We start from the raw sequence: 23603 nt of genomic DNA on the forward strand, positions 1-23603 counted from the left end.
GGCTGTAAGGGTTAATTGACGGCATGAAAGGTGGGTGGGTCGCGGTGTTCTTTCTTGAGCCCGAGATCACGGGCGCTCCGCAGGACTTGGTGTTCTCGGCCAGCGACCTCGTTATCGCTGCAACCTGCGAGTACCAACTGCTGCGGAAACTTGATGAAAAACTGGGCCGCGCCCCCAAACCTGCCTTCGTCGCTGATGCCATGTTGGAGCGCACTGCCAAATTGGGAGACGATCACGAGCACAGGGTTCTTGATGAGTTCGTGGCTGAGTTCGGCTGGTGGGATGCGGCTTCCGGGAAAGGCGTTTACGACGTCGAACCCGCCACAGCGATGGACCGCGCCACTCTTTCGGCCAAGCACGCGGAATCCATCGACGCCCTGCGATCCGGCGCGGACGTCGTCTTTCAGGCAGCGTTTTTCGATGGTCAGTTCCATGGGCGCTCCGATTTCCTGGTGAAACGTCCCGGCGGACAGTACGCCGTCTTCGATACTAAACTCGCACGCCATGCCAAGGTCACCGCCCTCCTGCAACTGGCGGCCTACGGAGACCAGCTCATTCAGGCAGGAATTACGCCGGACCCCATCGTCACCCTGGTGCTGGGCAATCGCGTTCACAGCGACCACCCCCTCGCCCAGATCCTCCCGGTCTTCAAGGAGCGCCGGGAACGCTTCCTTGGCATGACTCAGTCACATATTTCCGGGGCCGGATCCGTGGAGTGGGGCGACTCCCGGTACTCCGCGTGTGGCCGGTGTGATTACTGCACTGAGCAGGTCCAACTGCATCGGGATCTCCTGATGGTGGCCGGCATGCGGATCAGCCGCCGCAAGAAACTGATCGAAGCCGGGGTCACCACCATTGATGAGCTGGCTGCCCTCCCGGAATCAGGTGATGCCACCTTGCTGCGGCTCCGTGAGCAAGCCCGGCTGCAGACCGGCGCGGGCACACCGGATGGCTTGGTCAAGTACGCGGACAAGTCCGGAGAAGCCAAAGCCATCAGGTACAACGTTCTGCCGGATAACACCTTGGGCAGGCTGCCTGTTCCTGATCCGGGCGACATCTTCTTCGATTTCGAAGGTGACCCCCTCTGGCAGGACCCTGTTACGGAAAAGTGGGGGCTGGAGTACCTGTTCGGGGTCATTGAGAACCCTGTGGAACCCGGCGCCCAGCCGGTGTTCAAGCCATTTTGGGCTCACTCACGGGTTGAAGAGGGCAAGGCGCTTGTGGACTTCCTTGACTACGTGGCCGAACGCCGCGCCAGATATCCCGGCATGCACATTTACCACTACGCCTCCTACGAGAAGACAGCCCTGCGGAACCTGTCCCTGACGCATGTGGTGGGCGAATCCGCCGTCGACGACCTCCTGCGCCAAGGCGTCCTGGTGGACCTCTACGACACCGTGCGGCACAGCATCCGGATCTCCGAGAACTCCTACAGCATCAAGAAACTGGAGCCGCTGTACATGGGGCAACACCTGCGCTCGGGTGACGTGACCGACGCCGGAGCGTCCGTGGTTGCGTACGCCGACTACTGCACGGCCAGGGACAACGGAAACACTGAGGAAGCAGCCGCAATCCTCGAGGGCATCCGCGACTATAACGAGTACGACTGTCTCTCCACCCTGGAACTCCGCAACTGGCTGCTTGCCCGCGCCGCGGAGCGCTCCATCCAACCAGGCGGTGAAGCGGACGCTGCGCCTGCGCCTGACACAGAACCCGAAAAGTACGAGGCAGCGCCGGAAGAAAGAGCGCTGTTCGACTACATCGCCGGGCTGTCCGAGGAGGAAAAAACCACCGCGGACTCACGTGCCATCGGCATTGTTGCCGCCGGAGTGGGATATCACCGCCGCGAGGACAAACAACACTGGTGGGGACACTTCGACCGCCTTGAAAAACCAACCTCGCAGTGGCCGGACGAGCGCGACCTCTTCATTGTTGACCATGCTGAACTGGTCCAGGACTGGGCCAAGCCCACACCCCGGAGCAACCCCGTGCGGACGGTGAAACTCCATGGCCGGTCCGGTGACGGTGCGGGTCTGGAACCGGGGAAGAAGTACTTCCGCATGTACAGCTCTCCCCTGCCCGAATCGCTGCAAGGGAAAGAGTCCACCGTGCTGGGCCGTGCAGGCTGGAACGGCACTATGGTCACAGCGGTGGGTGAGGATGAGGACTTCGAAACGGTCACCATCGCCGAGGGGCTTCGCAAGGATTCCACCGCTTTCACCCAACTGCCCATGGCCTTGACTCCGGATCCGCCCATTGCCACCAACGGCCAGCGTGCTGCCCTGGCTGCCCTGGCCACGAAGCTCAAGGACTCCCTTCCGGGGTGGCCGCAAGACGCCGCGCTGGATTTGGTGCGAAGGAAACCGCCCCGGCTTCGCAGCCTTCCCACCCTTCCTCCCGTGGAACCGGGCCCTGAGGGCTACATCGATGCCATCACCGCAGCCATCACCGACTTGGACCATTCCTACCTTGCAGTGCAAGGCCCTCCAGGGAGCGGTAAGACCCACGTAGGTGCCCACGTGCTGGCACGGCTCGTCGCAGCCGGGTGGAAGGTGGGAGTAGTGGCCCAGTCTCACGCCGTGGTGGAGAACATGCTCTGCGCCGCGGTGGACAAGGCCGGAGTGGATCCCATGAGGGTAGCCAAGGAAGTCAAGCATGACGATCCCGTGCCGTGGACCCAGTGCGCCAAAGGCGATGTTGAAGAACTGCTGACCAAGCCTGGCGGGGCCCTCATCGGCGGCACGGCGTGGACCATGGTGGGTAGTTCGGTTCCGGCCGGCTCCTTGGATCTGCTGGTCATCGACGAAGCAGGGCAGTTTTCCCTGGCCAACACCATGGCCGTGAGCCGAGCCGCCAAACGACTTCTGCTTTTGGGCGATCCGCAGCAACTGCCTCAAGTCACCCAAGGCAAACACCCTGAGCCAGTGGACGAATCAGCTCTTGGCTGGTTGTCTGACGGCTACAACACCTTGCCGCCCGAGTTGGGCTATTTCCTCGCACTGTCCTGGCGCATGCATCCGGAACTCTGCAGCGCGATGTCAGAGCTTTCCTACGACAACCGGCTTGAATCGGCACCTGCTGCGAAGGAACGCCATATGGAGGGTGCCGCACCCGGTGTCTCCTGCGTGTACGTCCCGCATACCGCCAATTCCACGTCCTCCTCCGAAGAAGCGGAGGAAGTGGTCCGGCAGGTTCGTGCCCACCTCGGCCTGAGCTGGTTCAACCCGTCTGATTCACCGGAGCCCCGTCCCCTGGAGGAGACGGACGTGCTGGTAGTGGCCGCGTACAACGCCCAGGTCCAGCTGATCAAGCACCATCTTCGGGGCGCCGGACTGGGCAAGGTTCGGGTGGGAACGGTGGACAAGTTCCAGGGCCAGGAGGCTCCAGTGGTCATTGTTTCCATGGCCGCGTCGGCCGCGGGAGAAGTGCCCCGGGGTATGGAGTTCCTGTTGTCCCGGAACCGGATCAATGTGGCGGTGTCGCGCGGTCAGTGGCGTGCCGTCGTCGTGCGTTCGCCGGAGTTGACCAACTACCTGCCGACGCACCCCGAGGGCCTGGAAAATCTTGGCGGGTTCGTGGCCCTCTGCCAGCGAAGTTTTTGGACAGAAAATGACCCTAAAACGGCTTCTTAAGGGCATCTGCTGTACAAAGACTCAAGGCTTCGTCCAGGACCTTGCCGAAGTTGGCGGCGTCGTGGGCGAAGCGCCCAAGGAAAAGCCCGGACACTCCGTCCAGTTGCGGCAACAGTCCAGGCTTGGCCGAGCCTCCGTAAATGACCGGCATCCCGGCCAAGCCGTGCTGGGCCAGCGACGAACGCAAGGAACCAACCACCTCTGAAACGTGGTCTGCCGAGGCGGGCTCGGGAGCACCAATCGCCCACACGGGTTCGTAGGCAACCACCAAAGTGGTTGCAAGCGACCAGTCGCCGGACACAGCTTCCTTGATCTGCCCGTACACAATATCCGCGGCTGCTGCAGGGGCCATGATCTCTGACTCCCCCACGCACAACAGTGGCGTCAGCCCGGCGTCGACGGCTGCGCTGACCTTAAGGGCAATCATCGCCTCATCTTCCGCGAAGTAGCGGCGCCGCTCCGCGTGGCCAATCTCCACGAGGCCAACCCCCAGCTCCGAGAGCATGGAGGGCGAAACCTCCCCCGTCCAGGGCCCGTCGGACCATCCACAGTTTTGGGCGCCCAGAACCAGCGGTGTGCCCGCAATCAAGCGAGCCGCCTCCGGCAGCACCGGAAACGACGGGATCACAAACGGGACCACCCGCCCGGCCGCGAGGGCCGGACGGGCGTCCACTTCAGCTACCAGTTGTTCCAACCATTCCAGGCTGTGCGCGTACCCCATGTACATCTTGGTGCTGACGCCCACCAAAACGGTGCCCGGCGCGGCGTCGGAAACAGCAGGGGAAACTGGCAGCGTCACGTTCTACTTCTCCAACAGTTCGTCGGCTTTGTTGCTGAAACGCTTCGTACCGAACATCAGCAGGGCCGCGAGAAACGGCAGGACACCCAGCGCGTAGACGCCCATGGTGCCGGTTTCCGAAGCTGTGACCTGATTGACGGTGGTGCGGAGGATCGGGGCAACAAACCCACCAAGGTTTCCGAGGGAGTTGATCAGCCCGATGCCGGCGGCCGCCGCAGTTCCGGTGAGGAACGCCGTCGGGTATGACCAGCAAATGGGGCCGGTGGAGAGGAAGCTGCACACCGCGAGCGTGATGAAGATGATGCCGACGGCTGGCATCTGGTTGGCGCCCGCCCAGGCGGAACCGAAGATGCAGAGGCCCGTGGAGATGAACAATGCGGTGCCCCAACGGCGGCGGCGAGCCACCGTGTTGGCTGCCTTGCCGATGAAGTAGCAGGCGAAGATGCCGAAGAACCACGGGATAGCGGCCAGAAGTCCGACGGCGATACCCACCTTTTGGCCGGTCAGTTGCGCCACCTGCTGCGGAAGGTAGAAGGTGACGCCGTAGACCGCTACTTGCAGGCAGAAATAGATGACCGTGAAGTACCAAACCCGGCCGTTGCGCATGGAGGCCAGGACACCGCGTGGTCCGGTTTCCTCCTTGACGGTGTCTTCGAGCGCCATGACGTCAGAGAGTGCCCGCTTTTCTTCCTTGGTGAGGAACTTGGCATCCTGAGGGCTGTTGATGAGGAAGAAGTAGGCGGCGATACCAGCCAGGACCGCCAGCATGCCTTCAACGAAGAACATGACCTGCCAGCCGGCGACACCAGGAACCTGATCTCCGATGTTGATGAGCCAGCCGGACAGCGGTGCACCCATCATCTGGGAGAACGGCTGGGCCAGATAGAAGATGGCAAACATCTTCACGCGCACCTTGTTGGGGAACCAGGCCGCCAGGAACATGATGACGCCGGGGAACAGACCGGCCTCGGTCACGCCCAGCAGGAACCGCAGGATGATGAAGGACGTCTCACCCTGGACGAACGCGAAGCAGGCCGAAACGATGCCCCATGTAATGGCGATGCGGGCCAACCACATCTTGGCGCCGAATTTGGTCAGCAGCAGGTTGCTGGGGATTTCAAACAGCGCGTAGCCTATGAAGAATATTCCGGCACCCAGCGCGTAAGCACCGGCGGTGATTCCCTTGTCCACTTCCAGCGCTGCTTCGGCGAAGCCAACGTTGGTGCGGTCCAGGAAGGCCACCACGTACAGGATGACGAGCATTGGCATGAGCCGCCGCGACGCTTTGGAGATCGCCGATTTCAAGACCGGCGTTTCCAGCAACTCCTTGGTGGAATTGGTGGCAACAGACATTGAAACTCCTCTTTGAGTGACAGGAAATGACTAATGCAGCGCGATCAGTCGCGCACAACCGCGATCAGCGCGGAAAGAAGATGAGCATGATGCCCACTGCGCAGGCCAGGACGCCCACGGCGAGGTAGATCTTGCGTTCTCTTGTCCAGGTCTTCATGAACAAGCGCCTAGTGCATGTACAGTCCGCCATCCACATTCAGCGTTTGCCCGGAAATGTACCCGGAGTCCTCGCTGATGAGGAAGGCGATGGCGGCTGCAATGTCCCGGGTGGAGCCCACACGGTTCACCACAAGGTCCTTGGTCAGTTCATCCTTGCGTTCCTGGCTCAGTGTTCCGCCCATGATGTCGGTGTCTATTGGGCCGGGAGAGATGGCGTTGACGGTGATGTCGTACTCGCCCAGCTCGCGGGCAGTGGCACGGGTCAAGCCGATGACACCCGCCTTGGCTACGGAGTACGGGGTCTTGGAGAACGTGCCACCGCCGCGCTGGGCGGAGACGGAAGAGATGTTCACAATGCGGCCGATCCTGTTCTTGACCATGGATTCGGCCACCCGACGCGTGGCGTAGTGGACGCCGTTGAGGTTGATGTTCAACACCCTGTCCCACTCGGCGGGTTCCAGTTCCAGGTAGCCGACCGGTGAGCTGACGCCGGCAACGTTGGCCAGCGCCACGATCTGCGGCAGTTCGGCCTCGAGTTCGTCAATGGCAGCACGGACCTCTGCTTCGCTGGCCACGTTCGCGCCAACTCCGTGGGCCTGCACGCCATATTCTGCGGCGATTTCCTTGGCGGCAATCTTGCAGGCGGCGTCATCAAGATCAATGATGCCGATGTTCCAGCCCTGTGCGGCCAGGTAATTAACCGTGGCCCGGCCGATGCCACGTTCGGAAACGGCTCCGGTCACAATGGCTGTACGTTCTGCGGGGAAAGTCATGTGTCTTCTCCTGGAAAGTGTTAGTTGATGGGGGCCGGGCCGAGCTCTTCAATGAGCTTCTGCATGGCGACGTAGGCCTTGTTGCGGTAGGCGATGAGTTCCGGAGTGCGCTCAGCAGGCACGTTGAGGAAGCCGGCGCCGGTCTTGGTGCCGAGCTTTCCTGCTTCGACCAGGTCCGAGAGGATCTTTGGCGTCGCGAAACGTTCCGGGAAGCCCGTCTGCAGGGACTTGTAGCAGAAGTTGTAGACGTCCAAACCGGCCATGTCGGCAATGGCGAACGGCCCAAAGAAGGGCAGGCGGAAGCCGAACGTGGTACGTACCAGGGTGTCGACGTCGTCCGCGGTTGCGATTCCTTGCTCCACCAACTGCGCTGCCTCGTGGAACAGCGCGTACTGCAGGCGGTTCAGCACAAAGCCGGTGACGTCCTTGACCACGGCGGTCTGCTTGCCGGCCGCGTGGACCAACTCCCTGGATGCTGCCACAGTCGCGGCAGAAGTTTCAGCGTGAGGGATGATCTCGACGCCGGGAATGAACGGCGACGGATTGGAGAAGTGGACGCCCAGGAAACGCTCCGGGTTGGTCACGGCTTCGGCGAGTGAGGCGATGGAAATGGTGGACGTGTTGGAACCGATCACAGCATCCGGGCGGGCTGCGGCGCTGATCCGGGCCAGGGACTGATGCTTGATTTCCAAGACCTCGGGAACGCATTCCTCGATGAAGTCCGCATCCGCTACTGCTTCCTCAATGTCCTTGGCAGCCCACAGGTTCTGCTTCAGGATTTCGGTTGAACCTGCAGGGAAAAGTCCATCGGCGATGAACTGGTCCGACTCCACCAGCAGGCGGTCGTAGTTCTTCTGCGCCACCTCGGCGGATACGTCGGCCAGCGCCACACGCGCTCCGCCGAGCGCCAGGACCTGGGCGATGCCGCCGCCCATGTAGCCGGAGCCGACGACGGCGATCTTCCGGGCTGCGTTGCCTGCGGTCGCTTCAGTTGCTTCAGGATTGGTCATGATCAGACTGCCTTCGTGTAGTCGGGCTCATAAGAGCAGATGGCGTCCACCTTGGCGGCGGAAGATGAGGTGTGGTCGAAACGGTGGCCGAGCCACTCCCCTACGAGCTTTTTGGCCAGTTCCAGGCCGATCACCCGCTGGCCGAGCGTCAAAACCTGGGCGTTATTGCTCAGCACGGACCGTTCCACTGAGTAGCTGTCGTGGGCTGTGACGGCCCGGATCCCGGGGACCTTGTTGGCCGCAATGGCCACCCCTAGCCCGGTTCCGCAGATCAACAATGCCCGGTCTGCTTCGCCTTCGGCGACTTTGCGGGCAGCGTCCACGGCCACGTGCGGGTAGGCGGTGGAATCGTTGAAGCCAACCCCGACGTCCGTCACGGACGCCACGCGCGGGTCCGCTTCCAGCAAGGCAAGCAGCGCCTGCTTGTACTCCACGCCCGCTTCGTCATTGCCGACGACAATACGCCAGCCTTGGTTGTTACTCATGCTCGGGCTCCGTTTCCGGCCGCTGCCGCTGAAGAAGCGGGCGCCAGTTGTGAATCGATGAACTGCGAAATCCTGGCGACGATCAGTCCAAAGGACACTGCGCCTGGATCAGGGTGGCCGATGCTCTTTTCCGCGAGGGGACGCGCCCGGCCTTTGAGTGGCCGGAGTTCAGCTGTCTTCGCGGCAGCGGACTGGGCTGCCGCGGCAGCAACTGCCAGGGCCCTGTCAACGGGAGTTCCGCCGTCGAGCTCTGTGAGGAAGGTGTCCCGGAAAGGCAGGAGCGCATCCACCATGGTTTTGTCTCCGGGATCGGCTTTGCCGAGCTCGGTGATGGCGAGTACAAAGGCCTTCACAGCCTCAACGGCGTCCCCGGCGGTATAGCTATCGCGGTTGCCCAGCGACAGTCCGGCCGCGATGACCGCAGAACCCCATAGCGCTCCCGACGTCCCGCCAGCCCGCTCACTCCAGGCTTCCCCGGCTGCCGTCAGAATGTTTGCAACTGAAGAACCCGCGGCAGTCTGGCCTGCTGAGGCCGCTGCATCCACGCCACGGCGCATGCCGATGCCGTGGTCCCCATCGCCGGCGATCGAGTCCAGCTTGCCGAGCTCGTCTTCATGCTCCACGACGACGTCACGCACCTGGCCCAGGATGGCCACGGCTTGCCGCCCGAGTTCAGCGGCGGCCGCGGTGGGCTGTTCGACGTCGGTCGTTTCGGCGTCGTCGATTGCTGCCTCAGGACGCGGTGCGCGGGGCGTCATGCTGCCCTTGCGGAAGGCGGGGGTGTCGGCGGGCGCGGCCCAGTACTGCTCGAGTTCCTCGTCCAACCAAAGCAGAGTCAGCGAAAGTCCTGACATGTCCAAGCTGGTCACCAGCTCGCCGCACTCAGGCTCAACAACGGTGATCCCGGCAGCTGTGAGGAGCTTCTCGATCCTGCCGAACAGCAGGAACAGTTCGTCGTATTTCACCGTGCCGAGGCCGTTGACTATGGCCACCACACGGTCACCGGCGTCCTCCGGCTTGTCGTTGAGCAGTTTGGTGACCAGGAGCTCCGCAAGCTCGGATGCGGTGGGCATGGGGTGCTCGGAAATTCCAGGCTCACCATGAATACCCAAGCCCAGGGACATCTGCCCGGCCGGAACGTGAAACAGCGGATCCTTGGCGCCAGGAAGCGTGCAGCCGTCAAAAGCCACACCCAGCGAACGCGTCCGGTAGTTGGTCTTGTTGGCCAAACGCTCGACGTCGTCAAGGTTCAGTCCCGCTTCGGCTGCCGCGCCGGCGATCTTGAAAACCGTCAGGTCCCCGGCAATGCCCCGACGCTTTTCGATCTGTTCGATCGGCGCACTGGCGATGTCATCCGTGACCGTGACAGTGCGGGTTTCGATGCCCTCGGCGTTGAGCCGGAGTTGTGCCTGGCCGAAGTGGAGGACGTCGCCGGCATAGTTGCCGTAGCTAAGCAGGACTCCTCCGCCGGCGTTTGCCGCCTTTGCAACCCGGTACACCTGACCGGCGGCCGGGGAGGCGAACATGTTGCCGCAGGCTGAACCTGTTGCCAATCCGGGACCCACCAGCCCCGCGAAGGCCGGGTAGTGTCCCGAGCCGCCTCCAACCACCAAGGCCACCTGACCGGCCGGAACTTCGGTGGAGCGGACCACGCCCCCATCAACACGGGCAACGTAACCGCGGTTGGCGGCTACAAAACCGTCCAACGCGTCATCGGCAAAGTCTGCCGGGTTATCGAAAATCTGCGTCATCTTCCTAGACTCCTGCGAGCTGGGTTGCCGGTACTTGACGTCCCTGCGCTACTTGGCTCTTCCCGAGTTCATAGCCCTCGGTCTTCGGCAGGACATGCCTGCGGAGGTAGTCCTGGTTGCTGGCGGTGACGCTGAGCCCGTCGCCGCCGTAGTGCTCGGTGCAGAGGATGCCCTGGAAGCCCACCGACAAGGCGAATTTGAAGGCCTCGCGGTAGTTGATGAGCCCGCTTTCCATGGGTGCCGGCATGGTGATGTAGCTGTCACGGGCCACGTCTTCGTCCCGGATGTAGTTCTTCACGTGCCAGTAGTTGGAGTAAGGCAGCGTCTTGGCCACCATCTCGCGCCAGTCCTCTATAGGGCGGTGCAAGCGGATCAGGTTACCCAGGTCCGGGTTCAGGCCAACATTGTCCAGGCCGATGTCCTGGACAAGCTGAACCGATGAGTCAGCGGTGCCAAGGTAGGTGTCCTCGTACATTTCCAGCGAGATCAGGATGCCTGCCTCAGCGGCATGCTTTCCAAGTTCACGGATCCGCGAGACGGCATTGCCCCACGCTTCCTTATCCCCCGCGGGATCCTTGTAGCCCTCAACGGTCCAGAACCACAGCTGCTTCTGCTGTTCCGGCGTGATTGCCTGGTGCAGCCCGAAGGACACTACTTCACATCCAAGCTCGGCAGCGGCATCGATGGTGCGGTGACTGTAGGCAAGGTTCTCGGCCCAATCCGTGGCGTGGATGACGCTGCGGCGGATGGCGGAGATGACCGGGACGCCGATTCCCACTTCATCAGCGGTCTGCTTGAACTCGGCGAGGCGCTCCTTGCTCAGATCACCAGGGCGGACCCAGCTGTCGGTGAGGTCTGCGTTCGCAAAACCTGCCTCCTTCACTTCCTGGAGGACGGAAGCCCAAACGGAAGCATCGGCGTCGTTGATGTGCTGCCCTGCGGCATCGGTGCCGGGGAACTGCAGGAGGGCCGCGGTGATGGGCCAATTCTCGGCGTTATACGCCATGATGATCACTCCTTCGTGGAATCCTGTTTCCTATAGGATTTACGAATCGGGCAATGCTGTCAACCTTTGGGAAACTTCCTAGATCCTATATGTCATACATATGTGTGTGAAGAGGGTCACTGAAGGTCCTGTGCCTGGTGCCGCGCCGGCGCACCCCTTCCCGCCGGGCGCCCCCGTAACCACTAGCGCATTCGGCGCGAAAGGGCGCGACAGCAACACCAAACGGGTGCCCAGGGCGGAAACGGGTGCACACTCAAGGGGAAGCGAGGGTCCTAGTCCTCCGGGGCGTCCGCCATCGCCCGGCCGCGTACCTTTTCCACGTGATCCACCATCATGGCCGCAGCCCTTTCGGGATCCCCGCTGGTCATGGCGTCCAGCACGGCCTGGTGCTCCGCGATGGCTTGCTCGGCGTCGGTGATGCCCACTCCCCCGAACAATCGGAAACGCTGGATCTGGCCACCCAGGGTGTTGTACGCCGCGAGCAGGAATTGGTTGTTGGCTTGCGCGGCAATGAGCTGATGGAAGCGCTCATCGGCTTCCAGGTAGCTGCGGTATTCAGCAAACGACCCGCCCCTCGGAGCAGTTTTCAGGTCTTCCACGGCTTGCTTCAGAGCGTCCAGACCATCGGGGGTCATCCGTGAGCAGGCCAATCGGGCGTTGACCGGCTCTATGGAAAGGCGCGCTTCCATGAGTTCAGCGAAGTCTTCCCGAGTGAAAACCGGAGCCACACGGTACCCCTTCAGAGCCACGCGCCGGACCATTCCCGTGTGCTCCAAGCGGGCCAACGCTTCGCGCACCGGGGTTGGCGAAACGTCGAGTTCGCGCGCCATCCCGTCGATGCTTACCGCTGCACCCGGCTCGAGTCGGCCGTCCATGAGCCACTCAAGGAGGGCTTCGTAAACGTGGTCGGCCAGCACTTGACGGCTGACAGGAAAGCCAGCGCGGGCAGCGGACGGGGAAGGAGCAGCCATGCCACAAATCCTATAGGAACGCCGGCACTAGGCCGGGCAAGCGCCCTGTCACAATGCCACCCATCCAAGGGACAGCACATGCTCCAATGACGGCTCATTGGAGCACTTGCTGTCCCCGAGTTGGGTGACCACACGTTAAACCACGACGTCGGCACCCGGGCATGGGTGCCGACGTCGTGGTCTTGCTGAGGTACTTTGCGCCTTTAGAGCGGCTTAGTTGGCGTAGAACGGGTAGTCGGTGTAGCCCTCGGCGCCGTCAGCGTAGAAGGTGGAAGCATCCGGCTCGTTGAGCGGCAGGCTTTCGCGCCAACGGCGGGCAAGGTCCGGGTTGGCGATGGCGGGGCGGCCCACCACAACGGCGTCCGCGAGTCCGTCTTCAATGATCGCAAAAGCTTCATCTCGGGTAGTGATTTCGCTGAAGCCGGTGTTCACCAGGAACGTGCCATTGAAACGCTCGCGAAGGTCCTGCACCAAGGAGCTCTTGGGTGCGTGGTGAAGGATGCTCAGGTACGCCAGGTTCAGCGGAGCGATGGTGTCCACCAGCACTTCGTACGTTGCGCGGACGTCGGCAGCATCAGTTTCCGCGATACCCTGCACGTTGTGCTCGGGGGAAATACGGATGCCCACTCGGTTGGCGCCGAGTGCCTCGACCACTGCGTTGACGGTCTCGATCACGAATCGGGCCCGGTTCTCCGGAGCGCCGCCGTAGCTGTCCGTGCGAACGTTCGAGTTCGGTGCAAGGAATTCGTGCAGCAGGTAACCGTTGGCGGAGTGGAGTTCAACGCCGTCGAATCCTGCCTCGATGGCATTCTTCGAAGCTGTGACGATCTCCTGGATGACCCCCGGAAGCTCGTCGGTGCGGAGTTCGCGCGGTACCGGGTAAGCCTGCTTGCCTGTAGGGGTGCGGACCTCGCCATCGATAGCGACAGCGCTGGGGCCCACAATCTCGTGGCCGCCGGTGATGTCGGCGTGCGAAACGCGACCGCCGTGCATGACCTGGGCAAAGATGCGGCCGCCCTCTGCATGAACAGCGTCGGTGACGTTCTTCCAGCCAGCGATCTGCTCCTCCGTGACAAGTCCGGGCTGTCCCGGGTAGGACTGGCCTGCAGGCGTCGGGTATGTCCCTTCGCTCACGATCAGCCCGAGGGAAGCCCGCTGACGGTAATGCTCAGCGATCAATGAACCCGGCACGCCGTCCTGACCTGCCCGCAGACGCGTCAGCGGTGCCATCACCAGTCGGTTGGAAAGTTCAAGTTCGCCGAGGGCCAGGGGGGAAAACAGCATGCGCAGTTCCTTTCAGGATGAATCAGGTTCATCTTGAGCAACTGCATGGCGTCTGCAACTATTCCGAAAGAGGCGCACATCACACGGACCTAGCGGACGAGGCGCTCAAGCGGCGGATCACTGATAGCCATCTGAGGAACGGGCCGGGTCTTACTCGGGCTGGACGGTCTTCAACGCATCTTCGAAGCACTCGCACAGAGCCAGTACCGCCACGAGGTGAGCCTCTTCCGCGTGCGGAGGATCCGTATCAATGCATATCGCCTCGTTGACCGACTGCGCGAGGTCCTTGGACTCCTTGCCCGTCAGCGCCCATACCCGTGCACCCTTTGATTTAGCGGCGCTGGCAGCTTCACGGAGCTCCTCAGTGATGCCCTTGGCAGCGAGCAGGACCACGATGTCACCGCGACGAACCTGGTTCTGTATCTGAGTTCCCATGCTCCCGGCGGAGCCATTCGAACCGGCAGTGCCCTTGGTGATGGAGATGGCCTTGAACCCGGACCCATCCACGGGATCGTGGGCATTCAACTCTGATGTGAACCTCTGCGCTTCGTGCGAAGATCCATCGCTTCCTGCCGCGAAGACGCTCCCGCCACGCAGCCGGACACGGGCCAACTCTTCGCCCCATTCGGCAAGCCGCGAAGACTCCCGGCGCAAAGCCGCCACGGCGGGGCCAATCTCACCCAGATGCCCTAAGACCACGTCTACCGCATGCCGGTTCGGCTTCGATCCAGTGGAGCGCACCGCCTGACCTGTTCGCCTCACCACGATACTCACTCCCCTACCTCCACTTCTCCGCTGAAACTATAGGTTCCTGTCACCCTCACGGGTTGAGCCGTCGGGCACTGAGCCGTCACGCACTGAACCGTCACGGTTGCTGCGGTCGCGAGTGAGGCGCTCACCTTCGGCAATGTTGGATCGATCGGAATCGGCGTCGCGCGACCGGTCCGTGCCTACCGACCGATCGGCGTCGCGCGACCGGTCCGTGCCTACCGACCGATCGGCGTCGCGCGAGTGATCGGCGTCGCGTGCCCGGTCGGCGTCATGCGACCGGTTCGAATTCGGATCCAGTTTGTCGGCGTGACGAAGGTGTTCCTCAACGCGTTCGTGGGCCTCTCCGGCTTTGTGCGCGTGCTGTTCCGCTTCCCTGCGGAGCCGATTGGCTTCGACTTCTGCCTGCAGCGCGGCCGCCTCGGCCTGGGCTGATTCGGCCTTCGCTTGGTGCGCACCGATGGCTTCTTCGGCTGCCTTTTCCCGCAGCTCCTCCGCCCGGTGGCGGTTGACTTCGGCCTTTTTACGGCGCCCTATAACAACAGCGATGATGACTACGGCAATGATGACGACGGCCAGCACGATGATCAGTACCAGTGTTCCTGTATCCATGTGCGTTACCTCCCTGGTGAGCGGCTTGTGTGGGCGCCGCTCGTGGCCCGAGCTTGGTGGGTGCCTGAGATTGCTTGGGATCCACGTATATGTGGTGTACCCAGATCAGGACTTCTCAAAACGAGTTCGGATTCTCAGACGGGCAGCTCCATTCGGAAACCGCACCGGCACTGGATGACCTTGGTTTTCAGGTACACATCAAGCAGGCCGTCGTCCACGTCTTCTGTGGTCATGGGGGCGTAGACGCTGCGGGCAGAGGATTCAGAGAATGCCATGGGCTCGCCGCAGTGGAAGTATGCCCCGCCGAATTGGAGCAAGCCAGTTGTGTTTCCGCTTCGATTGAGGACTACGGCCACGTCATGGAACGGCGCGTTGTGGGCATAAGACGAGTCACAGGCCACGCATGTGTAGGACACCCAGACCATCAGTTCTCCGGTGTGAGGTTCAATGGATTCGATGGTTTCCAGGTTCAGGCGATCATTTGACCCGCAGCGGGTGCAGGCCAGCCCTTTGGCGGGCAGGTGCGACACGCCTCCGGAAACCAGCGGATTCTTCATGATGGACAACGCAATCACTCCTCGGTCAGCTCTGCCCGAAAACTCTCTCCCTCCACCATCTTAACACTAGTAATCAGGCTACTTATTACTTTTAGCTTCCAGTTGCTTCCGGGTGCTCCCTGGCGCGCTTCTCTTCCGGCGTCTCGTCACTTTCGTCCGGGACGAAAGTGGGGTCCAGTTCCGTCGTGAAGTCACCCGTGCCTGCGGCAGCGTTGCCATGCTCGACGGCGGCAGTAGCCTCTGGCTCGGCAGCTTGGGAATGCGTCACTTCAGCTTCATTCGGTTCTTCGCTCATAGCCTCAATCTAGGCCCGCCCCATGACGGTGTCGAGGCTGGGCAACCTTGTGCGCCGCCGCCATCTCTGCTTCGCTGGGAAGGTCTCCAGAAGCGAGGGACCCACCCAGCCGAAAAGCAGGGAGAACCAATCGTGAAAGCAGTGACATGGCAAGGCCGGCGCTCGCTCAGCGTCGAAGACGTCCCCGACCCGTCCATCCAGGAACCCACGGATGCGATCGTCCGGATCACTTCCACCGCCATTTGCGGCTCGGACCTCCACCTTTATGAAGTCTTGGGCCCTTACATGCATAAGGGCGACGTGATAGGCCACGAACCTATGGGAATCGTGGAGGAAGTGGGCTCGGAAGTCCACCGGCTCAAGAAGGGCGACCGCGTGGTGGTGCCGTTCAACATCTCCTGCGGTCATTGCTACATGTGCAACCAGGGCCTTCAGTCGCAATGTGAAACCACCCAAGTAACAGCAAAGGGTTCCGGAGCCGCGCTTTTCGGCTATTCGGAACTGTATGGTTCAGTCCCGGGCGGACAGGCTCAGTATTTGCGCGTTCCCTTCGCGGACTACGGACCCGTCAAAGTGGACTCCGATGCCCCTGACGAGCGCTACCTATTCCTCTCGGACATCCTGCCCACGGCATGGCAGGCAGTAGAGTACGCCAATGTGCCGGACGGTGGCACGCTGGCAGTACTCGGGCTCGGCCCCGTGGGCCAGTTCGCCGCAAGGATCGGCGTCCACAAAGGCTTCCGCGTAATTGGTGTGGATCCCGTCCCCGAACGCCGCGCGATGGCGGAATCACATGGCATCGAGACCATGGACTACAGCTCCCATGTGGCCGATCAGATCCGTGAGCAAACACTCGGCCGCGGCCCCGATTCCGTGGTGGACGCTGTGGGCATGGAGGCGCACGGATCCCCGGTGGCGTCCTTCCTCCACCGGGCCGTCTCCTTGCTCCCGGACAAGCCTGCTCAGGTGGCCATGGAAACCATGAGTGTTGACCGGCTTGCCGCGCTTCACACCGCAGTGGACCTGGTGCGGCGTGGCGGGACTGTTTCACTGAGCGGCGTCTATGGCGGCCAGGCCGATCCGATGCCCTTGATGACCATGTTCGACAAGCAGATCCAGCTCCGCATGGGGCAGTGCAATGTGCGCAGCTGGACGGACGCGTTGCTTCCCTTGGTAGAGGACGACGCCGATCCGCTGGGCGTCATGCATCTGGTCACCCACACCGGAGGGCTGGACGAAGCACCTGCCCTCTACGAAAAATTCCAGAAGAAGCAGGACGGCTGCATCAAGGTAGTGCTCAAGCCCTAGGCCAGATGTTTTCCACCGGTCACTCCTATGACTGATCCGGAGATGTAGCTGGACTCTTCCGTGGCCAGAAGGACGTACGTCGCGGCAAGTTCGGCAGGCTGCCCCGCCCTGCCAAGCGGGGTGTCCTGGCCGAACTTCTCAATCTTTTCGGCAGGCTGAGTGGGCGGTTGCAGCGGCGTCCATACCGGCCCCGGTGCTACTGCGTTGACCCTGATCCCCCGTGGTCCCAGTGACTCCGCCAAGGAGAACGTCAAGCTGTTGATCGCTGCTTTGGTAGCTGCGTAATCCATCAGCGACGGACTCGGGTGATAGCCCTGGATGGAGGAGGTGTTGATGATGGCGGCGCCGGGCTGCAAGTGCGGTAAGGCGGCTTTCGTGAGCCAGAAGAGCGCGTACACATTGGTTTTGAACGTCCGGTCGAACTGTTCGCTGCTGAGGTCTTCGATTCCTTGGCCTGTGGTCATCTGAAAACCCGCGTTATTCACCAGAACGTTGAGGCCATCGAATTCGGCCACAGTCTGGGCGATGACGTCTTGGCAGAACTCCTCATCCTGCAAATCTCCCGGTAAGGCCAACGCCCTGCAGCCCGCGTCTTCAATGAGTTGGACGGTTTGCTCGGCATCTTGTTCTTCTTCGGGCAGGTACGTGAACGCTACGTCCGCGCCTTCGCGGGCGTAAGCAATTGCTACCGCCCTGCCAATCCCGCTGTCACCGCCGGTGATGAGCGTGCGCATACCCATCATGCGGTGGTGTCCCACGTAGCTCTGCTCACCGTGATCGGGCCGGGGGTTCATCGCCTCGGTCCATCCGGGATAGTCCTGGGACTGGGGCTCGAATTCTTCGGATGGATATTTGCTCCGCGGATCCGATTCGCCCTCGGACTCTTCCGGGTTCTCAATAACGTGGTTCACCAATGCCATGGCGATGTCCTCATCGAGGTCGGTCTGCTCCGTATTTTCGTTGCGGTTCTCCTCAGCCATGCCATAAGTGTAAGCAGGCTTACCATTTTTGGGGGTGTGTTCAGGAAGTACCCAGAATTGCTCGTTAGCCTAGCGATTGTCAGTGTTGGACTACATCGAAGGAGGTCCCATGGGACTCGGAGACAAGATCAGCAATAAGGCACAGGAAGTCACGGGCAAGGCGAAGGAAGCCTTGGGTGACGCCACGAACAACGAGAAGCTGCAGGCCGAAGGCGTCGCTGATCAGGCGGCGGCAAAGACCAAGCAGGCGGGCGAGAACGTCAAGGACACCGCGAAGGACGCCTTCGACAAGTAAGCCCCACGGCAACACGCAGCTTGACGAACACACAAAACTAAAAAATCACACAGCACAACGCCCCGGCTCCCCCCAAAGGAAGCCGGGGCGTTCGCGTGCACTTAAGTCGTGTGCACCCAAGTAGGGGACAGCACATGCTCCAATGAGCACTCAACAGAGCAGGTGCTGTCCCTCAGTTGGGTCAGGGAGGGCTTACTTTTGGGCCGGCAGCACCAGCTCGCCCGACTTATCCGTGGACAAGGCGAGGGACGAGATGTACTGAGGTTCGCCGTCGGGCCTGTCCTGAGCCGAGCGGAGCATGTCCGGGCGTTCGAACTCAATGCCCGTCACGTGGCAGAGCAACTTGGCGTCGCTGGGGTTTCCGTCGGCATCGAACATGGGGAGATCTATGCCGTCGTCGGTGCGGCGCAGGTAGTAGCGGCCCTTGGTCAGCAAAGCCAGCACCGGCGGCAGCACCAAGGCCAGGCCCACGGCGAAGATGGGTGAGAACGGCTGGACAGCTGCACCGAATGCCCCGAAGAACACCGCGATGGAAACGCCTGCGGAGACCAGCATGGACACGAAGCCCACCGGGTTCACGGCGTACAGCATCCCGCGGCGGAACTCCGGAACCTTGGGCGAGATCTTCAGCAGGTACTTGTTGATGGCGATATCCGAAGCCACTGTGACTACCCAGGCCATGGCGCAGTTGGCGTAGAAACCCAGGATGGTGTTGAGGAACTCGAACATGTTCGACTCCATCAGGATCAGCGCAATGACCAGGTTGACCACCACGAACACCATCCGGCCCGGGTAGGTCTTGGTGATGCGTGTGAAGGAGTTGGTCCAGGCCAGCGAACCGGAGTAAGCGTTGGTGACGTTGATCTTGATCTGTGAAATGACCACGAGTACCACTGCCAAGGTCATTGCGAGCCAGGCCGGCATCATCTCTTCGTACACGCCAAGGAACTGGTGGACAGGCTCATTCGCGGAAGAAGCAGCTGCGGGGTCGAGCTTGGCAATGAGGTAGATCGCAATGAAGAGGCCGATGATCTGCTTGATGGCGCCGAAAATCACCCATCCCGGTCCGGCGAGGATCACCGCACGCCACCAGGCACCCTTGTTTTCGGCGGTCTTGGGCGGCATGAAGCGGAGGTAGTCGATCTGTTCAGCGATCTGCGCCATCAGGGACAGGCACACACCTGCGGCGAGCATCACCGAGGCCATATTGGGACCGCCCTCTCCGGACGCGCCGGTGAAAGCGAAGAAGGCATCGATGCTTTCCGGATGGGACAGGAGCAGGTAGCCCACCGGAACCACCATGAGCAGCAGCCACAGGGGCGTGGTCCATACCTGCAACGTGGCCAGCGTCTTCATTCCGTAAATCACCAGCGGAATGATGATGATGGTGGACACTGCGTAGCCGATCCACTGCGGGATGCCCAGGCCCAACTGGAGCCCCTGGGCCATGATGGAGCCTTCCAGGGCGAAGAAGATGAACGTGAAGGTGGCAAAGATGATGTTGGTGACCACTGAGCCGTAGTAGCCAAAGCCCGAGCCGCGCGTGATCAGGTCCAAGTCGATGTTGTAGCGCGCTGCATAGTAGGCCAAGGGGAAACCTGTGGCGAAGATGATTACTGCGGCCACGATGATGCCGAAGATTGCGTTCACGGTCCCGTACGCAATGCCAATATTGGCGCCGATGGAGAAGTCAGCCAAGTAGGCGATGCCGCCCAAGGCACTGGTGGCCACCACTCCGGCGCTCCACTTGCGGTAGGACCGCGGTGCGAACCGGAGTGTGTAATCCTCCAGGCTCTCCTTCGCGGCGCTCAGTGCGTCAGCATTGCCGGGGCCCGTTGCGCCTGGTGCCCCGCTTCCTGCTGCTCGGCTTCCGGTGGCGCCGATTCCGGTAGGGCCGACGACGCCGGTTCCAGCCGCCGTCGTCGGCTCCAATGTTGCGGTACTTGTCTTATCGTCACTCATTCGTGGTCGCTTTCGTCCGGGGAGGGTGCTTCGCCCACGACGCTAGTCACGCAGCGCGTCAATTCAGTCACGTGCATGTTTCGCAGCTGTAACTTCTGCACCAGGGGCCTCGCGCGTTCACCGCCAAAATCCGGTGCGGCCGTTTGTACCCACCCCACAAAATCGCCGTTCACCTGCACGGATACCGTCAAGGACATGACCATCCAAGCAAAAGAAACAAGGGAAACAGCTCCCTACGCCATCCTTAACATCGCCCGGCAGCAAGTGCTGGAACGAGGCGAGGGCCTGAACGAACAGCAGCTGATCAAAATCCTGGAGCTTCCGGACGAAGCCATTTCCGAAGCCCTGCAGCTGGCTCATGAGGTTCGCCTCAAGCACTGCGGCGAGGACGTGGAAGTGGAAGGCATCATCTCCATAAAAACCGGAGGCTGCCCTGAGGACTGTCATTTCTGCAGCCAGTCCGGCCTGTTCGACTCCCCTGTTCGCGGTGTGTGGCTGGACATCCCCGAGCTGGTCAAAGCCGCCAAGGAAACCGCCGCTACCGGTGCCACCGAGTTCTGCATCGTGGCGGCCGTGCGAGGTCCTGATATCAAGCTCATGAACCAGATCAAGTTCGCCATTGACCGCATCAATGAAGAAGTGGACATCAACATCGCCTGCTCCCTGGGCATGCTCACACAACGCCAGGTGGACCAGCTGGCCGGGTGGGGTGTCCACCGCTACAACCACAACCTGGAAACGGCCCGCAGCTACTTCCCCGAAGTGGTGACCACGCACAGCTACGAGGAACGACTGGAAACCTGCGCCATGGTGAAGGCCGCCGGTATGGAACTGTGCTGTGGAGCGCTGATCGGCATGGGCGAATCGCTGGCACAACGGGCCGAACTCGCGGCCCAGCTCGCCGCCCTCGAACCGCACGAGGTTCCCCTGAACTTCCTCAACCCGCGCCCCGGCACACCCTTGGAAAACCACGGCATCATGGACGGCAAAGACGCCCTCCGCGCCATCGCCGCTTTCCGGCTCGCGATGCCGCGCACCGTGCTCCGCTACGCCGGCGGGCGCGAACTGACCCTCGGCGATCTCGGCACCCGGGAGGGCCTCCTCGGCGGCATCAACGCCGTCATTGTGGGCAACTACCTCACCACCCTGGGCCGGCCGGCAAACGCCGACCTCAACCTCCTTGTGGAGCTCAACATGCCCATCAAGGAATTTCAGAAGTCGCTGTGAACGCTGCGGTCTCACAGCAGTATTGCGGCCACTGCGGCGGAGGCAGTAGTGATGACCCCGGCGGAGGCGAGGACAGGCGCGGTGCTGAAGGTTCGACGTCGGACGCTCACCGCAGCTGCCGACAACACCTGGGCATGGAGCCACCGCGCTTTTGCCCCCAGTGCCGCCGCCGCATGAAAGTACAGGTCACACCTTTGGGTTGGACCGCGGTGTGTTCCCGGCACGGCCTGACGAGTTTTTGTACAGATACCGCCCCTAACAGCACCTCGTAAGGGCGGTATCTGTACAAGAACTCCCTGGGTAGGCTGGATGCATGGCTGAGAGCCGGGACCTTTTGACGCGGGAGCAGCGCAGCCGGAACATGTCAAAAATCCGCGGAAAGAACACCAAACCTGAGCTGTTGGTCCGCAGGCTCCTGCACGCAAGAGGCTACCGCTACCGCTTGCACGGACAATCCGGAGCAGTGAAGCTGCCGGGTCGCCCGGACCTGGTGTTCGCGGGCAGGCGCAAGGTCATTTTCGTTAATGGTTGCTTCTGGCACTTCCACCATTGCAAAGCAGGGCAGCACGCCCCGGCAGCAAATGCGGAGTTCTGGGAAGCGAAACGAACACGAACCCGCGAGCGGGATGCGTTGCAGCGGGAACAGTTGGCGGCTGCCGGCTGGGAAGTGCTCACCGTGTGGGAGTGCCAGCTCAAGGACACATCCGTGCTTGAGGACCGGCTCACGGCTTTCCTGGAATCCGGGAAGGACTGAACCGGCGCATTGCCGGGGGCCGTTACCTAGGGCGTGGTGGTGGGCACTGTTGTGGTGGTGGGCGCGGAATTCACTGACGAATCACTGACGGTAGCTTGGGAGCTCTGGTGCCAGAGTGCGAAGGCAGCCGAGCCGCCAATGCCAAGAAGGACCGTCATGCAGACCACAATGAGGAGCATGAGGCCCGGTGACGGGCGAGCACCACTGTCCATCTTGATCCCCGTTCCCTGGTTCAGCCTGGATAGGCCCAGGTCTGCTTTTAACTACTTTGTGGGGGACAGATCAAGAGTGCCTCTGAGTCCGCTCAAGATTGGATCAATCTTTGAATTTATGGCGTTGGGGTAGTTCCATGGGTCCTACTGTTGAGTGGTGAATCTTTTGTTTGGAGGCGGGAGGGGTTTGGTGTCCGAGTACGACGAGTGCATCGACGCCCTGGTGGATCGCACCGTCCTCACCGAACTCCAAGCCGAGCTGGGCGGCGACCCTGCCATCATCAGCACCTTCGTACGCAACTACGTGGAGCTTCTGCCTTGGCGGGTGGATCGACTTCACCGTGCGCTGGAAAAACTGGACATTGAAGACGCCATGGACGCGGTCCTCAGCCTGAAGACTTCAAGCCACATGGTTGGTGCCATCTGCATGAACCGGCTGGCAACCGAGCTGGAAATCAGCATCCGGCTCCTGCCCAACGCGGACCACCTCCTCGAGCTGACCGGGCAGGTCGAAGAGATCGACCACTTTGTGTCCGGCACCATCCACGAGCTGGAAACCTCTGTTTAGTTATTGTTTGAGGAGGGAGCCAGCCTGTAGCCGACGCCGCGGACCGTCTCCAGCCAGCGCGGCGCCTGGATGCTGTCGCCGAGCTTCTTGCGAAGATTTCCCATGTGTACCTCAACAGCGCGCTCATCCGCGTCGCTGACGTAACTGCCGACGTCGTACGGTTCGTTGCGGAGGCGACGCGCGAGGTCCGCCTTGGTCCGCACAATCCGTCCGGTCTCCAGCAGCGCGAGCAGGAGGTCGAACTCCGTCCGGGTGAGTTTGAGCTCAGTGCCGTTCAGCACGGCGGTGCGGGACCCGGCAGAAACGGCCAGACCGTTGTGGCTCACCTCGGGGTCCACTTCTTCAGCAGCCGCACTCTTGGATTCCGACGACGCCCGGGGCCGGCGCATCATCGCTTCAACACGGGCACGCAGTTCGCGGGGACGGAACGGCTTGGTGAGGTAATCATCGCCGCCGGCTTCCAAACCCATCAGGGTGTCCAGCTCTTCGGCGCGGGCAGTCAGCATGATGATGTAGGCGTCAGAGGATTTCCGGATCTGCCGTGCTACCTCGAATCCATCAATATCCGGAAGACCCAGATCCAACGTAATAACATCCGGATTCAGCTCAAGGGCAGATGTCACACCTGCGGATCCGGTGGACGCAACATGCACATCAAATCCCGCCTGGGATAGAACTACGCGTACCAATTCGCGGATATCCTGGTCATCTTCAATGACCAGCCCCACACGTGCTTCACTCATCGCTGCCCCTCAGCCCCTTCGATAACCTCAGAAGTATATCCATTATGGTTAGGCTGATCTCATGAACCGACTTTCTTCCGCATCTTTGGTGGATGTGCC

General features: G+C 61.7%; 24 protein-coding genes. 7 read left to right on the forward strand and 17 right to left on the reverse strand.

Annotated features, from left to right (window positions below):
- Positions 1-44: 44 nt before the first annotated feature.
- Positions 45-3632, forward strand: coding sequence for a TM0106 family RecB-like putative nuclease (locus BACI9J_RS16140; RefSeq protein ID WP_159736510.1), 3588 nt, complete (start codon positions 45-47; stop codon positions 3630-3632).
- Here the strand turns inward: BACI9J_RS16140 and BACI9J_RS16145 are convergent.
- The 13 genes from BACI9J_RS16145 to BACI9J_RS16205 all read right to left on the reverse strand — a co-directional run bounded on the left by BACI9J_RS16145 (position 3616) and on the right by BACI9J_RS16205 (position 15455).
- Positions 3616-4431 carry a triose-phosphate isomerase family protein gene (locus tag BACI9J_RS16145; RefSeq protein ID WP_268891975.1) on the reverse strand — a complete coding sequence of 272 codons (816 nt, stop codon included), beginning with the start codon at positions 4429-4431 and terminating at the stop codon, positions 3616-3618. The genes BACI9J_RS16140 and BACI9J_RS16145 overlap by 17 nt on opposite strands.
- Positions 4432-4434: 3 nt before the next feature.
- Positions 4435-5784 carry an MFS transporter gene (locus tag BACI9J_RS16150; RefSeq protein WP_159735267.1) on the reverse strand — a complete coding sequence of 450 codons (1350 nt, stop codon included), beginning with the start codon at positions 5782-5784 and terminating at the stop codon, positions 4435-4437.
- A 167-nt stretch (positions 5785-5951) separates the two neighbouring features.
- Complete coding sequence (locus BACI9J_RS16155) at positions 5952-6716, reverse strand: SDR family NAD(P)-dependent oxidoreductase (RefSeq protein WP_017197721.1); 765 nt, start codon at positions 6714-6716, stop codon at positions 5952-5954.
- A gap of 20 nt (positions 6717-6736) precedes the next feature.
- Entirely contained in the window at positions 6737-7726 is a 990-nt protein-coding gene (locus tag BACI9J_RS16160) for a 3-hydroxyacyl-CoA dehydrogenase family protein (RefSeq protein WP_159735268.1), read from the reverse strand.
- A 2-nt stretch (positions 7727-7728) separates the two neighbouring features.
- On the reverse strand, positions 7729-8211 hold the full coding sequence (locus BACI9J_RS16165; protein WP_159735269.1) for a ribose-5-phosphate isomerase: 483 nt from the start codon (positions 8209-8211) through the stop codon (positions 7729-7731).
- Positions 8208-9962 carry a dihydroxyacetone kinase subunit DhaL gene (gene dhaL, locus BACI9J_RS16170; RefSeq protein WP_159735270.1) on the reverse strand — a complete coding sequence of 585 codons (1755 nt, stop codon included), beginning with the start codon at positions 9960-9962 and terminating at the stop codon, positions 8208-8210. Before dhaL ends, BACI9J_RS16165 begins: the two co-directional genes overlap by 4 nt.
- Before the next feature lie 4 nt (positions 9963-9966).
- A complete protein-coding gene (locus tag BACI9J_RS16175; RefSeq protein ID WP_159735271.1) occupies positions 9967-10968 on the reverse strand; it encodes a sugar phosphate isomerase/epimerase family protein in 1002 nt (333 codons plus the stop codon).
- A 272-nt stretch (positions 10969-11240) separates the two neighbouring features.
- On the reverse strand, positions 11241-11939 hold the full coding sequence (locus tag BACI9J_RS16180) for a GntR family transcriptional regulator (protein ID WP_159735272.1): 699 nt from the start codon (positions 11937-11939) through the stop codon (positions 11241-11243).
- 213 nt (positions 11940-12152) lie between these two features.
- Entirely contained in the window at positions 12153-13223 is a 1071-nt protein-coding gene (locus tag BACI9J_RS16185; protein ID WP_159735273.1) for an alkene reductase, read from the reverse strand.
- A gap of 150 nt (positions 13224-13373) precedes the next feature.
- On the reverse strand, positions 13374-13997 hold the full coding sequence (locus BACI9J_RS16190) for an SIS domain-containing protein (RefSeq protein ID WP_236558731.1): 624 nt from the start codon (positions 13995-13997) through the stop codon (positions 13374-13376).
- Between the two features lie 27 nt (positions 13998-14024).
- Positions 14025-14603 carry a hypothetical protein gene (locus BACI9J_RS16195; protein WP_159735274.1) on the reverse strand — a complete coding sequence of 193 codons (579 nt, stop codon included), beginning with the start codon at positions 14601-14603 and terminating at the stop codon, positions 14025-14027.
- 134 nt (positions 14604-14737) lie between these two features.
- The gene (locus BACI9J_RS16200) at positions 14738-15160 is read right to left on the reverse strand and encodes a hypothetical protein (protein WP_236558860.1); all 423 of its coding nucleotides are present in this window, start codon (positions 15158-15160) and stop codon (positions 14738-14740) included.
- Between the two features lie 91 nt (positions 15161-15251).
- Entirely contained in the window at positions 15252-15455 is a 204-nt protein-coding gene (locus BACI9J_RS16205; protein WP_159735276.1) for a hypothetical protein, read from the reverse strand.
- 132 nt (positions 15456-15587) lie between these two features.
- Here BACI9J_RS16205 and BACI9J_RS16210 point away from each other — a divergent pair, with 132 nt between their 5' ends.
- Entirely contained in the window at positions 15588-16763 is a 1176-nt protein-coding gene (locus BACI9J_RS16210) for a zinc-dependent alcohol dehydrogenase (protein ID WP_159735277.1), read from the forward strand.
- Here the strand turns inward: BACI9J_RS16210 and BACI9J_RS16215 are convergent.
- Positions 16760-17743: an SDR family oxidoreductase gene (locus tag BACI9J_RS16215; protein ID WP_328699801.1), complete on the reverse strand. Its 984-nt coding sequence runs from the start codon at positions 17741-17743 to the stop codon at positions 16760-16762. The two genes, BACI9J_RS16210 and BACI9J_RS16215, sit on opposite strands and share 4 nt — an antisense overlap.
- A 109-nt stretch (positions 17744-17852) precedes the next feature.
- Here BACI9J_RS16215 and BACI9J_RS16220 point away from each other — a divergent pair, with 109 nt between their 5' ends.
- On the forward strand, positions 17853-18038 hold the full coding sequence (locus tag BACI9J_RS16220; protein WP_026005342.1) for a CsbD family protein: 186 nt from the start codon (positions 17853-17855) through the stop codon (positions 18036-18038).
- 192 nt (positions 18039-18230) lie between these two features.
- Here the strand turns inward: BACI9J_RS16220 and BACI9J_RS16225 are convergent, their stop codons facing one another.
- The gene (locus BACI9J_RS16225) at positions 18231-20000 is read right to left on the reverse strand and encodes a purine-cytosine permease family protein (protein WP_159735278.1); all 1770 of its coding nucleotides are present in this window, start codon (positions 19998-20000) and stop codon (positions 18231-18233) included.
- A gap of 195 nt (positions 20001-20195) precedes the next feature.
- On the opposite strand from BACI9J_RS16225, the gene bioB reads away from it, so the two are divergent.
- The 3 genes from bioB to BACI9J_RS16235 are packed head-to-tail and all read left to right on the forward strand — an operon-like array spanning position 20196 to position 21981.
- The gene (gene bioB / locus BACI9J_RS16230; protein WP_159735279.1) at positions 20196-21227 is read left to right on the forward strand and encodes a biotin synthase BioB; all 1032 of its coding nucleotides are present in this window, start codon (positions 20196-20198) and stop codon (positions 21225-21227) included.
- Positions 21224-21499 (forward strand): biotin synthase auxiliary protein BsaP, encoded by a 276-nt coding sequence (gene bsaP, locus BACI9J_RS24790; protein ID WP_442858646.1) that lies wholly within the window; start codon positions 21224-21226, stop codon positions 21497-21499. Before bioB ends, bsaP begins: the two co-directional genes overlap by 4 nt.
- 41 nt (positions 21500-21540) lie before the next feature.
- A complete protein-coding gene (locus BACI9J_RS16235; protein WP_159735280.1) occupies positions 21541-21981 on the forward strand; it encodes a very short patch repair endonuclease in 441 nt (146 codons plus the stop codon).
- A 26-nt stretch (positions 21982-22007) separates the two neighbouring features.
- Here the strand turns inward: BACI9J_RS16235 and BACI9J_RS16240 are convergent, their stop codons facing one another.
- Entirely contained in the window at positions 22008-22193 is a 186-nt protein-coding gene (locus tag BACI9J_RS16240; protein WP_159735281.1) for a hypothetical protein, read from the reverse strand.
- Between the two features lie 190 nt (positions 22194-22383).
- Here BACI9J_RS16240 and BACI9J_RS16245 point away from each other — a divergent pair, with 190 nt between their 5' ends.
- Positions 22384-22761: an Hpt domain-containing protein gene (locus tag BACI9J_RS16245; RefSeq protein WP_159735282.1), complete on the forward strand. Its 378-nt coding sequence runs from the start codon at positions 22384-22386 to the stop codon at positions 22759-22761.
- Here the strand turns inward: BACI9J_RS16245 and BACI9J_RS16250 are convergent.
- On the reverse strand, positions 22758-23504 hold the full coding sequence (locus tag BACI9J_RS16250; protein WP_159735283.1) for a response regulator transcription factor: 747 nt from the start codon (positions 23502-23504) through the stop codon (positions 22758-22760). The two genes, BACI9J_RS16245 and BACI9J_RS16250, sit on opposite strands and share 4 nt — an antisense overlap.
- Positions 23505-23603: the final 99 nt, after the last annotated feature.

This window comes from Arthrobacter sp. 9V, from assembly GCF_902506065.1.
GTDB lineage: Bacteria > Actinomycetota > Actinomycetes > Actinomycetales > Micrococcaceae > Arthrobacter.